Below are 12,497 nucleotides of genomic sequence, written 5' to 3' on the forward strand. Positions count from 1 at the left end.
AGTTCACCTGTTGCACGACTGCCCTTCACCTGCCATCCCCGATTCGGTTTCCGTTCACCTCCGCAGGGCATCGTGGAGGAATGATCCCGGATGCCGTCGCCGAGGCTCTCGCCGGCCCGTGGGCGCTCAGCGCGATGTCGCTGCTCGTGCTCGGCGATGCCTTCTTCGTGGTCGTGCCCGGCGAGATCGCCGTGACGGCGCTCGGGGCCTTCGCCATCTCGACGGGCAGTCCCCCGCTGTGGGCCGTCATCCTGTGCGCGGCGGCCGCTGCGGCCGCCGGCGATCTGCTCTGCTACGGGATCGGCCGCTCGGTCGGACTGGAGCGCTGGGGATGGATGCGTGCGGAGCGCGTCCAGGCCGCCCAGCTCTGGGCGCGTCGTCGCCTGGACTCCGGCACCGCCGTCGTGCTGTTCACCGCCCGGTTCATCCCCTTCGCACGTCTCGCGATCAACCTCGTCGCAGGCGCCACGCGCATCTCTCTCCCGCGCTACCTCGGCCTCGTGCTGCTCGCCGCAACGGGGTGGGCCGCGTACCAGGCGGCGGTCGGCGCCCTCGTCGCCGCGATCGTCCCCGGCGGGCCTGTGGTGGCGCTCGTCGTCTCGGTGGTCGTGGCCGTCTGCATCGGCGCGCTCATCGATCTGGTGCTGCGCAGAAGAGCCGCGTCGCGAGAGCCCTCCCGGCCGGCGGCCTCATCGGACTAGGCTGACGCCATGAGCACGCCAGACGACGCCGTCTCCTCCGCCGAGGAGATGAAGCGCAAGTTCAAGGAAGCGCTCGAGAAGAAGAACGCGCAGGGCAGGAAGGGCGAGGCGCACCTAGACGGAGATTCCGCCGTCCAGGGCACGCACGCGGCCCAGACCCATCGCAAGTTCCGACGCAAGAGCGGTTGACCGCCACGAGGGCCGCTCCTGCCGGAGCGGCCCTCGCTATGTTGGCGATCATGACGCGCGGCGTCCTCCCCGGCGCGGGCCTGCTCGGCGAGGATCGCCGTGCCGGCCGCGCGCGTTGCCGCTGCCGGACTGCGCATGCTGGTCCCCGAGCTCCGAGCGCACGCGCGCCCGTTCCTGCTTCGCCGCCGGCTCGACCGACGCTCTCACCGCTCTCAGCCGCGGAGACGGCCGAGCGGCTGAAGATGTCCGCCGGCGGCCGGTCACTCCCCCGCCAGACCGCCGAGGAGATGGCCGAACGAGCGTCCCTCGCCGAGATAGGTGGCGGGGTCGTAGGGGTCGCCGGCCGATGCGGCATCCCGTCGTGCGATCGCCTCCGCCAGCTCGCGGGCGCCCTTCTCGATGCGCTTCGCGAGCGGGGCGACGTCGTCGCCGGCACCGCCCCAGTCCGCCGACGCGGCGAACACGCCGGTCGAGACGGGCTCCGCGTGCAGGTAGGCGAACAGCGGACGGATCGCGTAGTCGATGGCGAGCGAATGCCGGGCGGTCCCGGCGTTCGCGCCGATCAGGACCGGCTTCCCGGTGAGCGAGTCGGGATCGAGCACGTCGATGAACGACTTGAACAGTCCCGAGTAGCTCGTGGAGAAGATCGGCGTGACGGCGATCAGGGCGTCCGCGGAGACGACGGTGTTGATCACGGCCTCCAGCACGGGCGGCGCGAAGCCGGTGAGGAGGTTGTTCGTGATGTCGTGCGCGAGGTCCCGCAGCTCGATCACGTCGACGCTCACCTCGATGTCGCGCTCCGCCAGCTCCCGCACGGTCTGCGCCACGAGGCGATCGGCGAGCATCCGGGTCGACGAGGGGTTCGAGAGCCCGGCCGACACGACGGCGATGCGACGCGTGGTCATCTCACGCCTCCTTCCGGCCGACGCCGAACGCGACGCCGGCCGGGGCCGGCGTGTCCTGATAGGGCGACCCGGCGGTGAGGTTGTCGCCGCGGTTCGCACCGGGCCGCGCTTCGCGGGTCGGTCCGTCGCCGTAGGCGGCCTTGACGAGCGAGGCGTGCGTCGGCGCGTCGGGAACGCTCGCCGGACGACCCTTCGCGAGCTCCTTGCGCAGCGCGGGCACGACCTCGCCTCCGAGGATGTCCAGCTGCTCGAGAACCGTCTTCAGGGGGAGCCCTGCGTGATCGACGAGGAACAGCTGCCGCTGGTAGTCGCCGAACGTCTCGCGCATCGCCGCGTAGCGGTCGATCACCTGCTGGGGGGATCCCACCGTGAGCGGGGTCATCTCGGTGAAGTCCTCCATGCTCGGCCCGTGCCCGTAGACGGGTGCGCTGTCGAAGTAGGGCCGGAACTCGTTCACGGCGTCCTGAGAGCTCGCGCGCATGAAGACCTGCCCGCCGAGGCCGACGACGGCCTGCTCCGGCGTGCCGTGCCCGTAGTGCGCGTAGCGCTGACGGTACAGCTCGATGAGGCGCTGGTAGTGCTCCTTGGGCCAGAAGATGTTGTTCGCGAAGAAGCCGTCGCCGTAGTAGGCGGCCTGCTCGGCGATCTCCGGGGTGCGGATGGACCCGTGCCAGACGAAGGGCGCGACGCCGTCGAGCGGGCGGGGCGTGGAGGTGAATCCCTGCAGCGGCGTGCGGAACTTCCCCTCCCAGTCGACGACGTCCTCGCGCCACAGGCGGTGCAGCAGGTTGTACGACTCGATCGCGAGCGGGAGGCCCTGGCGGATGTCCTTGCCGAACCAGGGGTAGACAGGTCCGGTGTTGCCGCGGCCGATCATGATGTCTGTACGACCGTCGGAGACGTGCTGCAGCATGGCGAAGTCCTCGGCGATCTTCACCGGGTCGTTCGTCGTGATGAGCGTGGTCGAGGTGGAGAGGATGATCCGCTCGGTCTGCCCGGCGATCGCGGCGAGGGTGGTGGACGGCGAGGACGACCAGAAGGGCGGGTTGTGGTGCTCGCCGATCGCGTACACGTCGAGGCCGACCTCTTCGACGTGCTTCGCGATCGTGATCGCGTCCTTGATCTTCTGCGCCTCGCTCGGCGTCTCGCCCGTGACCGGGTTCCGGGTGATGTCGCTGACGCTGAAGATGCCGAACTGCATCCCCGCGGTGCCGGTCTGCTCGCTCATGATGTGCTCCGTGTTCTCCGAACGGACGCGGTGGCATCCGTTTCTATTCATTTGAATGTATCTGGGACAACGCGCCGCTCACAACTTTATTCCCGGCAGGTAGCCTCGGTTCATGAGCAGTGCAGCCGAGACGCCCACCGGCCCCCTCACCGGGGGCGTTCCGCGGCCGCGTCGACGCGTGCCCTTCTGGGACAACGCGCGCTATGCCTGCATCGTTCTCGTCGTGCTCGGTCACGCGATCCAGCGCCTGACCTACGACTCCGACATCGCCATGGCGCTGTACCTGTCGTTCTACGCCTTCCACATGCCGGCGTTCGCGATCATCGCGGGATACTTCTCGAAGTCCGCTCCGCCGACGAAGCGCCAGATGGCGCGCATCGTCACCGACATCATCGTCCCCTACCTCATCTTCGAAGTCCTCTGGACGCTGACGAAGTGGCTGGTCGAGGGACAGGCCGACCCGAACCTCACGAAGCCGTCCTGGACGCTGTGGTTCCTCCTGGCGCTCGGCATCTTCCGTCTGGTGCTCCCCTACCTCGCCCTGTTGCGCTGGCCGCTGCTGTGGGGACTGCTGATCTCCATCGGCGCCGGCTACCTCCCCAACGTCAACAGCACCTTCTCCCTCTCGCGCACCCTCGGATTCCTGCCGTTCTTCCTGCTGGGCTGGTGGCTTCGCGAGCACGACGTCGTCGACCGCCTCCGTCTCATCGATCTCCGCCCGTGGTGGCTGCGACTCCTCGCCGCCGTCATCCTGGCCGCCGACGTCTTCGTGGCCTGGCATTGGGTCGACGTGTGGAAGAGCGTCGACCTGGACACCTGGTTCTTCTACGTGGACTCGTACTCGGATCTGGGCGCGGAGGCCTGGTGGTCCGGCGGCGTGCGGCTCGCGCTGATCGCCGTGGGACTGCTGCTCACGGCCGCGTTCTTCGTCCTCATCCCCCGAAGGGCCACCTGGTGGACGCGGTTCGGCCAGTACACGATGTACGTGTACCTGCTGCACTCCTTCGTGCTCTATCCCTTCCGGGAGTCCGGCATCCTGCGCGATGCCGAGCCGACCTGGCTGTGGCTGCCCAGCGTCATCCTGCTGTCCGTGGCGATCGCCGTGGTCCTGGCCACCGGGCCCGTGCGATGGCTGTTCCGCCCGCTCGTCGAACCGCGCCCGAACTGGCTGTTCTCCGACCGCGCCCTCGTTCCCAAGCAGGGTCGCCGGAACGACCCGACCGGGTCCCGCCGGCCGCGCGGCTGATTCAGCCGAACAGCTCCGCGCCGACGTAGGAGCCGGTCTTCGCACCGCGCGGGATCGCCCAGACGCCGCTGCCGATGTGACGGATGTACTCGTTCATCAGGTCGGTGGACAGCTGCCGCTGCAGGGTGATGAACTGCGCCGGATCGCGCTGATAGGACAGGAAGAAGAGACCGGCGTCCAGACGTCCGAGACTGTTGTTGCCGTCGACGTAGTTGAAGCCGCGGCGCAGGATCCGGATGCCGTCGTTCTGCTCCGGATGCGCCAGCCTGACGTGGCTGTCGGCGTCGATGGCCGCCGTCCCGAAGTCGGGCGCGGCGAACTCGTCGCCGCCGGACAGCGGCGCGCCCTCGGCCTTGTCCCTCCCGATGATCCTGTTCTGCTCGGCGAGGCGCACGCGATCCCAGGTCTCGATGATCATCGCGATCTTACGGGCCACGAGGTAGGAGCCGCCCACGAGCCAGGAGGGCTCGTCGGAGGCCGCGACCCAGACGTGATCGTCGAGGGCGTCCGCGTCGTCCGCGAGGATGTTGGCCGTGCCGTCCTTGTAGCCGAACAGGTTCCGCGGCGTGGCCTGATCGCTCGTCGTGCGCGAGGTCTTGCCGAAGCCCAGCTGCGACCAGCGCAGGCGGGCCCGCCCGAAGGCGATCCTGGAGAGGTTGCGGATCGCGTGCACGGTCACCTGGGGATCGTCCGCGCACACCTGGATGCACAGATCGCCGTGCGATGCGCCGGGGTCGAGATCGTCGCCGAGGAAGGCGGGCAGCCGCTCGAGCGCGGCCGGACGCCGGTCCGCGATCCCGTAGCGGTCGCCGTCCTCGTTCTCGAACAGCCCGGGCCCGAACCCGAACGTGATGGTCAGCCCGCTCGCGGGAAGCCCCTGCGCCTCCCCGGTGTCGTCCGGAGGGGTCTGCGGATCGCCGCCCACCGCGCCCGTGGCGCTGACCTCGAGCCCCTGCGTCATGCGGGACGCCGCGTACGACCAGTCCTGCAGCAGCTCGATCAGCTCGTCCCTGCCCGTGCGCGGCATCATGTCGAAGGCGGCGAAGTGCAGATGCTCCTGCACCGGGGTCGTGATCCCCGACTGGTACACGCCGAAGAACGGATACGCGTCGTCCGTTCCGGCGCTCGGGCCGGACGACGCCGCGCCTCCGGCGAATCCTGCCGCTCCGCCGACGGCGAGACCGGCCGCCCCGGCGCCCAGCGCCAGCCCGAGGAGTCCTCGGCGGCTCAGCCCGGAGGCGGGGGAGTCCTCCTGGGACTCCCCCGCCTCCGGGCTGCTGTTCGTGCGATCGGTCACCTCAGGACAGTACCGTGCCCGTGAGCTGCGAGAGGGGCTCGGCCAGTGCGTTGATCAGATCGGTCAGCTCGCGCTTGTCGTCGTCGGTCAGCTCGCCGTACGAGACGAAGCCGTCCGTCAGCGATCCGTGCTCGGCGAGGGACTCCTCCAGCGCCGCGTATCCGGCGTCGATCTCGTCCACGAGGGCCGCGCCGTCATCGCCCTGCGCGACGGCGAAGTCGCTCACGAGGTCGAATGCCATCTTCGATCCCTCGACGTTGGCGGCGAAGTCCCAGAGGTCGGTTCCGGACCACCAGTCCTCCTCGCCGGTGATCTTGCCCGTGGCCACCTCGTCGAGCAGGCCGATGGCGCCGTTGGAGATGCCGCCGATGCCCTGATCGTCCAGCGCCTGGGTGAAGTCGTCGGAGTGGACGTACTCGTTCAGCTCCGCGATGTCGGCGGTGAGCAGATCGCCGAAGTCCGCACGCTGCTCCGGCGTGGACGGCGCCCAGTCCTGTCGCGCCGGCGTCTCGCCGTCGGCGTTCAGCGCGTCATCGGCGGGGACCCAGAGGTCCTTCTCGATGCGGTGGAAGCCGGTCCAGTCCAGTCCTTCGGCGACGGCGTCCACCTCGCGGTAGTCGATGCGGGGGTCGAGGTCGCCCAGCGACTCGGCGACCGGCTCGATGCGCTCGTAGAAGGCGCGCACCTGCGGGAAGAGCGTCCGCGCGGTCTCGTCGTCGCCGGACTCGTAGGCCGTGACGAACTCGTCCACGGCGGGGACGAGGTTCTCGACCTGGTCCTTCACGAAGGCCGCGTACAGGTCGACGGCCTGCTGCTTCTGCTCGGCGTCCTCGCCCTCGATCGCGACGGCCTCTCCCGTGACCGAGAAGGCCGTCTTGCCGACGCCCTCGCCGATCATGCCCGGCTTGCAGAGCGTGAAGTAGTCGCCGGGCTGGGCGACCACGGTGAGCGTGCGAGAAGCCGCGGGCGCGATGTTCTCCACCTCGCCGACGATCCGCAGACCGTCCTCGGCGAGGAGATAGAACTCGGTCACCTGGCTGGAGTCGTTGGTGACCTCGAACGTCAGCGTGCCGCTGGTCGCCGTCCCCGCCGACACCGTGCAGGCGTCGTCGGTGGATGCGACGGTGAGCGCGTCGGCATCCGCGGTGTCGGTCTTGGCCACGCAGCCGGACAGCAGAAGGGCTGCCGCACCGGTCGCCGCCGCGGCTCCCAGCAGTCGGGTGGAGATGTTCATGATGCTCCTTGCTTCACGGACGGGTCGGCGACCACTGCGGCCTCCGACGAGGGCGAGGGACGCGTTCGACGCGACCGAAGGCCGCGGACGAACAGCACTCCCACGATGACGATGTACAGCATCCAGGCGATGACCTGCAGCCAGGTCATCGCAGGCATGAACCCGACGGTCGCCTGCAGGATCGCGGCCAGCGCACCGCCGGGCGGGATCACGGCGCTGGCGTCGAAAGCCCACCCGAACGGGAACCCGGCGAGCCCTGTCGCGACGGCGCCGGAGGCGTCGACGGGCGCCAGGGCCGAGAAGGGACCGGGGAGGACGCCCGCCTCCTGCAGGTCCATGATCGCGTAGGCGAGGACGCCGGCGGCCACGACGACGAGGAACCCGCCGGTCCAGGCGAAGAAGCGCCCCAGGTCCAGGCGCACGGCGCCGCGGGAGATCAGCGCGCCGACGACGACCGCGCAGGCGAGCCCCAGCAGAGCCCCGAGAAGGGCGTCGGGGGCGTTGCCGAAGGACTGCACCATCGACCACAGCAGCAGCGTCGTCTCGATGCCCTCCCTGGCGACGGAGACGAAGCCGATGGCGACGATGGCCCAGAGCCCGCCCTGTGCGAGCGCCCTGTCGACGCCGCCCTCGAGGCTGCGCTTCATGGTGCGCCCGGCCTTCTGCATCCAGAAGATCATCCAGGTGACCATCGCCACGGCGAGGAGCGACAGCCCTCCCCCGATGACCTCCTGGGCCACGAAGGTCAGCTCGTAGGCGCCGAAGGTGAGCACCGCCCCGATCCCGAGCGCGAGGGCGATCGCGAGCCCGACGCCGATCCACAGCCGCGGAAGGACGTCACGTCGACCGAGACGACCGAGATACGCGACGAGGATGCCCACGACGAGCGCGGCTTCGAGGCCTTCACGCAGGCCGATGAGGAAGGTTGCGAGCACGGAGGAGGGAGACCTTTGACATCCGGGAGAAGGTAAGGCATTCCTTACCTCCAAGACTCTAGCACTCCCGCCCTCTCCGGTAATGCGACGCAACAGAGCGCGCCGCCGCGCCGGATCCGGCCTAGCCTCGGAGCATGGCTGAGCTGAACCTCCCGATCCTCGATCTCTCCCGTCTGGACGCCGGCGACGAAGCCGCCGCGCAGTTCCGCGACGACCTGCGCGCGGCGACGCACGACGTGGGCTTCTTCTACCTGACCGGCACCGGCGTCTCCGCCGAGCTGTCCGCTCGCCTCCATCAGGCGGCGCGGGACTTCTTCGCCCTTCCCGAGGAGGACAAGCTCGCGATCGAGAACGTCAAGAGCCCGCACTTCCGCGGCTACACCCGAATCGGCGGCGAGCGCACCCAGGGCAAGGTCGACTGGCGCGAGCAGATCGACATCGGCCCTGAGCGCGAAGCCGTCGAGGGCGGCCCGGCGTTCAACCGCCTCATCGGACCGAACCTGTGGCCGGCCGCGCAGCCCGAGCTGCAGGAGGTCGTGCTGGAGTGGCACGCCAGGCTCAGCGAGGTGGCCCGCAAGCTGCTGCGCGCCTGGGCGCTCGCGCTCGGCGCGGACGAGGACTACTTCGAGTCCAACTTCGGAGAGCCCTCCACGCTCATCAAGATCGTGCGCTACCCGGGGACCGACGAGCCGGAGCCGCAGCAGGGCGTCGGCGCGCACAAGGACTCCGGCGTTCTGACGCTGCTGTGGGTGGAGCCGGGCAAGGGCGGCCTGCAGGTCGAGCGGGATGGCGAATGGGTCGCCGCTCCCCCGGTCGACGGCGCGTTCGTCGTCAACATCGGCGAGCTCCTCGAGTACGCGACGGGAGGCTATCTCAAGGCGACCAACCACCGCGTCATCTCGCCGAAGGCTCCGGACGAGCGCATCTCGGTGCCGTTCTTCTTCAACCCCGCGCTGGACAAGAAGCTCCCGCTCATCGAGCTGCCCGCGGAGCTGGCCGCCCAGGCGCGCGGCGTGACACAGGACCCGACCAACCCCATCCACAGCCTCTACGGGGAGAACGCGCTGAAGTCGCGGCTTCGTGCCCACCCGGACGTCGCCGCGATCCACCACGCCGATCTGGTGGGCACGCCCGCCTGAGCCGCGGGCAGGATCCGCGGGAAAACCCAGATCATCTCGTCGCTCATCGGCGCGCCCCGCCTCGGCACGCCGACGGGGCAACGTATGGTCTGGGTTTTCCCGCGTCCGGGAACGACGAAGGCCCCCTCACACCGTGAGGGGGCCTTCCAAGAACGTTTTGCGCGATTGAACGCTGGTCTCAGCGACGCAGACCAAGACGCTCGATGAGCGAACGGTAGCGGTTGATGTCGATGTCCTGCAGGTAACCCAGCAGGCGACGACGCTGACCGACGAGGAGGAACAGACCACGACGCGAGTGGTGGTCGTGCTTGTGCTCCTTCAGGTGCTCGGTGAGGTCCTTGATGCGCTGCGTCAGCATTGCGACCTGCACCTCGGGGGATCCGGTGTCACCGGGGTGCGTCGCGTACTCTTCGATGATCGCCTTCTTGACGTCTGCTTCCAGTGCCATAGATTCGATCCCCTCTCTGCTTGTTGCGCGGCGCCCGACGCCTGATGCGTGGGCTCTCTTTATCCGCGGCCGATCGAACGGCAACTGGAAGAGTCTACCAGCCGGAGCGCCGCGACGCCGACCACCGCCGATAGTCTCGATCCGTGCCGCATTCCGCCCTCATCGATCTCCGTCCCCTCCGAGCCAGCGGCGCCTTCGCCCGCATGTGGATCGGATCGACGCTGGCGGGGCTCGGCGGCCAGCTCACGCTCGTCACGGTGATGCTCCACGTGTTCGAGCTCACCGGCAGCACCTTCGCCGTCTCGATGATCGCCGTCGCCGGCCTCGTCCCGATGATCCTGGCGGGGCTCTACGGCGGGATGCTCGCAGACGCCTTCGACCGGCGGAAGGTTGCCCTGATCGCCGCCGTCATCACCTTCGCGTCCACCGCGCTGCTGGCGCTGCTCACGTGGACGCAGCTGGAGACGATCTGGTGGCTGTATGCGCTCAGCATCATCAACTCCGCCGCGAACTCCGTGGGGATGGCGACCCGCACGGCGATCGTGCCCCGTCTCATCCCCCGCGACCTGCTCGCCCCCGCATCGGCGCTGAACGGCGTCACCTTCGGGCTCATGGTCATGGTGGGCCCGGCTCTCGCCGGCGTCCTCGTCGCCGCCACCGGCTACGGCTGGACCTACACGATCGACGTCGTCCTCATGATGGCGATGTTCCTGGGCCTGTGGACTCTGCCGCCTCTGCGCCCGGAGGGCGCGGTCGTCCGGCCCGGCCTGGAGTCGCTCGTCGACGGCTGGAGGTTCCTGAGGCGAGCGGGCAACATCCGGATGCAGTACCTCATGGACATCGTCGCCATGACGTTCGGACAGCCGCTGGCCCTCTTCCCCGCGCTCGGGACGGTGCTCCTGGGCGGCGGCCCCGTCACCACCGGCGCTCTGACGGCCGCCGTCGCAGCCGGCACCTTCCTGTCCAGCCTCTTCTCCGGGCGCGTGGTCCGCTACCGGTGGCACGGCCGCGGCATCCAGCTCGCCGTGCAGCTCTACGGGGCGTCGATCCTCGCCTTCGGCCTGGTGCTGCTCGTCGGCATCTGGATGCCGCCGGCATCCGAGGAGCATCCGAACCTCGCACTGGTCATCGCCGCCTGCGTCGCGCTGGCCGCATCGGGAGCGACGGACAACGTGAGCTCGATCTACCGGAACACCATGATGCAGGCCTCGGTCCCCGACAGCATCCGCGGGCGGCTTCAGGGCATCTTCATCGTCGTGGTCGCCGGAGGACCCCGCGTCGGCGCCCTCTACGCCGGAGCCCTCGCCACCGTGACGGCGCTGTGGTTCCCGCCGCTGCTCGGCGGCATCCTCGTCATCGTGCTCGCCGCGGTCCTCGTACGGCTGTCGCCGCGCTTCCGCCGCTACGATGCGGAGAGCCCGGAGCCGTAGACGGGATCCGGCCGCGCTTCGGCGGATTTCGGACGTCGTATCCGCCCGAGCGCCGGCCGATCGGATGCCGGGACTAGAGTCGCGACGTGCCCAAGACCCTCCCCCCCGACGACAGCCGCCGCCCGCACTCCGTCCACGACCGCCGTCGCCGTGCAGTTCGCGCTGCTCGGCATCGTCTGGGGAGCCAGCTTCCTCTTCATGAAGGTGTCCCTCACGGGCCTCTCGCCCGCGCAGATCGTGTGGGGTCGCGTCGTGCTCGGTGCGCTGACGCTCGCGGTCTTCGTCCTCGCCCGCCGCGACCGCCTGCCACGAAAGGCGACGACCTGGGGGCACATGACGGTGCTCGCCCTCACGTTCTGCGTCGTGCCCTATCTGCTCTTCGCCTGGGCCGAGCAGCACGTCAGCTCAGGGCTGGGAAGCATCTACAACGCGACGACGCCGATCATGACCGCGATCATGGCCGGCCTCGTCTTCCGCGTCGAGAAGCTCAAGCCGCTGCAGATCGCCGGCATCGCGGTCGGCGTCCTCGGAGTGGTCGTCATCGCCGGCCCCTGGCGGGGCCTGGATCTCTCGCAGAGCCTCGTGGCCCAGATCGCCCTGCTCGGCGCCACCGCCTGCTACGGCTTCAGCCTCGCCTACATGCGCCGCTTCGTCGCGCACAGCGGCATGAGCGCGTTGATGTTCTCGTTCCTGAACATCGGGATCGCGGGCGTCATCATGCTGGCGCTCACGCCCGCCGTCGCCGCCACCGCCGTCGAGCTCGACAGGTGGATCATCGTCAGCATGCTCCTGCTCGGCTGCCTCGGCACCGGCGTCGCCTACATCTGGAACCAGAACACGGTGCGCGCGTGGGGTCCGACGAGCGCGTCGACCGTCACGTACATCACCCCCGTCGTCGGCGTCGCGCTCGGCATGCTCGTGCTCGGAGAGCAGGTGAGCTGGAACGAGCCCGTCGGCGCCGTCGTGGTCTTCCTCGGCATCCTGCTCGCGCAGGACCGGCTGCGTCGGCGCCGCCGGGAACGCCGAAGGGGCGCGAAGGCCGCAGCCTCCGCGCCCCTTCGCGACGGGCTCAGTCCTGCTGGAGAGCACCCTGCAGATCGAGCGTGATCGTGACGTCCTTGCCGACCAGCACGCCGCCGGTCTCCAGCGCCGCATTCCAGGTGAGACCGAAGTCCTCGCGGTTGATCGTCGTGGAGGCGGAGGCGCCGGCCTTGTAGTTGCCGTAGGGGTCGCTGCCGAAGCCGCCGAACTCGAACGCGAAGGTGACCGGCTTGGTGATGCCGCGGATGGTCAGATCTCCGTCGACGAGGAAGTCGCCGTCCTCGACGCGCGTGCCGGTGGAGACGAACTCCATGGTCGGGAAGGTCTCGGTGTCGAAGAAGTCCGCGGAGCGGAGGTGTCCGTCGCGTCCCTCGTCCTTCGTGTCGATGGAGGTGACGTCGACGCTCGCGCTCACCTGCGCCTCGAGCGGGTTCTCCGGCGCAACCAGAGTGGCGCTCTTCACACCGAAGGTCCCTCGGACCTTGGAGATCATCATGTGGCGGACGCTGAAGGTGACCTCGCTGTGCGCGGGATCCAGGATCCAGGTGCCTGCGCGGTAGCCGGGGATGTCGATGGTGCTCATGCTTGCTCTCCTCGAGGAATGGGGCCGTGTCACGGCGTTCAGGAGGTGAAACTCGCATTCACTTGAATGTATTCCGGATCCTCCGGAAAAAGCAGAAGGCCCCGTTCCGAGGTGAACGGGG

13 protein-coding genes are annotated in these 12,497 nt (G+C 69.2%); 6 read left to right on the forward strand and 7 right to left on the reverse strand.

The window, feature by feature from the left end; genetic code table 11:
- The first annotated feature begins 80 nt into the window (after positions 1 to 80).
- Both ACYVGQ_RS11465 and ACYVGQ_RS11470 read left to right on the forward strand, forming a co-directional pair.
- Positions 81 to 701: a DedA family protein gene (locus ACYVGQ_RS11465; protein WP_460784737.1), complete on the forward strand. Its 621-nt coding sequence runs from the start codon at positions 81 to 83 to the stop codon at positions 699 to 701.
- Positions 702 to 710: 9 nt separating this feature from the next.
- Entirely contained in the window at positions 711 to 890 is a 180-nt protein-coding gene (locus ACYVGQ_RS11470; RefSeq protein ID WP_460784738.1) for a DUF5302 domain-containing protein, read from the forward strand.
- 260 nt (positions 891 to 1,150) lie between these two features.
- Here ACYVGQ_RS11470 and ACYVGQ_RS11475 read toward each other — a convergent pair whose 3' ends face one another.
- Entirely contained in the window at positions 1,151 to 1,795 is a 645-nt protein-coding gene (locus tag ACYVGQ_RS11475; RefSeq protein WP_460784739.1) for an FMN reductase, read from the reverse strand.
- Position 1,796: 1 nt separating this feature from the next.
- A complete protein-coding gene (locus ACYVGQ_RS11480; RefSeq protein ID WP_460784740.1) occupies positions 1,797 to 3,023 on the reverse strand; it encodes an LLM class flavin-dependent oxidoreductase in 1,227 nt (408 codons plus the stop codon).
- Positions 3,024 to 3,135: 112 nt separating this feature from the next.
- Between ACYVGQ_RS11480 and ACYVGQ_RS11485 the strand changes: the two genes are divergently transcribed.
- Positions 3,136 to 4,269 (forward strand): acyltransferase family protein, encoded by a 1,134-nt coding sequence (locus ACYVGQ_RS11485; protein WP_460784741.1) that lies wholly within the window; start codon positions 3,136 to 3,138, stop codon positions 4,267 to 4,269.
- A 1-nt stretch (position 4,270) separates the two neighbouring features.
- Here the strand turns inward: ACYVGQ_RS11485 and efeB are convergent, their stop codons facing one another.
- From efeB to efeU, 3 genes are read right to left on the reverse strand one after another with little or no spacing between them, the layout of a single operon-like run.
- The gene (efeB, locus tag ACYVGQ_RS11490) at positions 4,271 to 5,566 is read right to left on the reverse strand and encodes an iron uptake transporter deferrochelatase/peroxidase subunit (protein ID WP_460784742.1); all 1,296 of its coding nucleotides are present in this window, start codon (positions 5,564 to 5,566) and stop codon (positions 4,271 to 4,273) included.
- Between the two features lies 1 nt (position 5,567).
- Positions 5,568 to 6,800: an iron uptake system protein EfeO gene (gene efeO, locus ACYVGQ_RS11495; protein ID WP_460784743.1), complete on the reverse strand. Its 1,233-nt coding sequence runs from the start codon at positions 6,798 to 6,800 to the stop codon at positions 5,568 to 5,570.
- Entirely contained in the window at positions 6,797 to 7,735 is a 939-nt protein-coding gene (gene efeU, locus ACYVGQ_RS11500) for an iron uptake transporter permease EfeU (protein WP_460784744.1), read from the reverse strand. The genes efeO and efeU overlap by 4 nt, the downstream gene beginning before the upstream one ends.
- 134 nt (positions 7,736 to 7,869) lie before the next feature.
- Between efeU and ACYVGQ_RS11505 the strand changes: the two genes are divergently transcribed.
- A complete protein-coding gene (locus ACYVGQ_RS11505; protein WP_460784745.1) occupies positions 7,870 to 8,874 on the forward strand; it encodes an isopenicillin N synthase family dioxygenase in 1,005 nt (334 codons plus the stop codon).
- A gap of 178 nt (positions 8,875 to 9,052) precedes the next feature.
- Here ACYVGQ_RS11505 and rpsO read toward each other — a convergent pair whose 3' ends face one another.
- On the reverse strand, positions 9,053 to 9,322 hold the full coding sequence (rpsO, locus tag ACYVGQ_RS11510; RefSeq protein ID WP_005048780.1) for a 30S ribosomal protein S15: 270 nt from the start codon (positions 9,320 to 9,322) through the stop codon (positions 9,053 to 9,055).
- Between the two features lie 143 nt (positions 9,323 to 9,465).
- Between rpsO and ACYVGQ_RS11515 the strand changes: the two genes are divergently transcribed.
- Together ACYVGQ_RS11515 and ACYVGQ_RS11520 are read left to right on the forward strand one after the other, a co-directional pair.
- Positions 9,466 to 10,752, forward strand: a complete 1,287-nt coding sequence (locus ACYVGQ_RS11515) for an MFS transporter (RefSeq protein WP_460784746.1) — start codon at positions 9,466 to 9,468, stop codon at positions 10,750 to 10,752.
- A gap of 150 nt (positions 10,753 to 10,902) precedes the next feature.
- Entirely contained in the window at positions 10,903 to 11,859 is a 957-nt protein-coding gene (locus tag ACYVGQ_RS11520) for a DMT family transporter (protein WP_460784747.1), read from the forward strand.
- On the opposite strand, the gene ACYVGQ_RS11525 is transcribed toward ACYVGQ_RS11520, so the two are convergent.
- Entirely contained in the window at positions 11,822 to 12,376 is a 555-nt protein-coding gene (locus ACYVGQ_RS11525) for a YceI family protein (RefSeq protein WP_460784748.1), read from the reverse strand. The genes ACYVGQ_RS11520 and ACYVGQ_RS11525 overlap by 38 nt on opposite strands.
- Positions 12,377 to 12,497: the final 121 nt, after the last annotated feature.

The organism is Microbacterium tumbae (assembly GCF_054780175.1).

Bases quoted from the DNA above. Each gene is read 5' to 3' on its own strand.
- ACYVGQ_RS11470 (WP_460784738.1), top strand. From the start codon at position 711: ATGAGCACGCCAGACGACGCCGTCTCCTCCGCCGAGGAGATGAAGCGC.
- ACYVGQ_RS11465 (WP_460784737.1), top strand. From the start codon at position 81: ATGATCCCGGATGCCGTCGCCGAGGCTCTCGCCGGCCCGTGGGCGCTC.
- rpsO (WP_005048780.1), bottom strand. From the start codon at position 9,322: ATGGCACTGGAAGCAGACGTCAAGAAGGCGATCATCGAAGAGTACGCG.
- ACYVGQ_RS11475 (WP_460784739.1), bottom strand. From the start codon at position 1,795: ATGACCACGCGTCGCATCGCCGTCGTGTCGGCCGGGCTCTCGAACCCC.
- ACYVGQ_RS11525 (WP_460784748.1), bottom strand. From the start codon at position 12,376: ATGAGCACCATCGACATCCCCGGCTACCGCGCAGGCACCTGGATCCTG.
- efeO (WP_460784743.1), bottom strand. From the start codon at position 6,800: ATGAACATCTCCACCCGACTGCTGGGAGCCGCGGCGGCGACCGGTGCG.
- ACYVGQ_RS11485 (WP_460784741.1), top strand. From the start codon at position 3,136: ATGAGCAGTGCAGCCGAGACGCCCACCGGCCCCCTCACCGGGGGCGTT.
- ACYVGQ_RS11505 (WP_460784745.1), top strand. From the start codon at position 7,870: ATGGCTGAGCTGAACCTCCCGATCCTCGATCTCTCCCGTCTGGACGCC.
- ACYVGQ_RS11480 (WP_460784740.1), bottom strand. From the start codon at position 3,023: ATGAGCGAGCAGACCGGCACCGCGGGGATGCAGTTCGGCATCTTCAGC.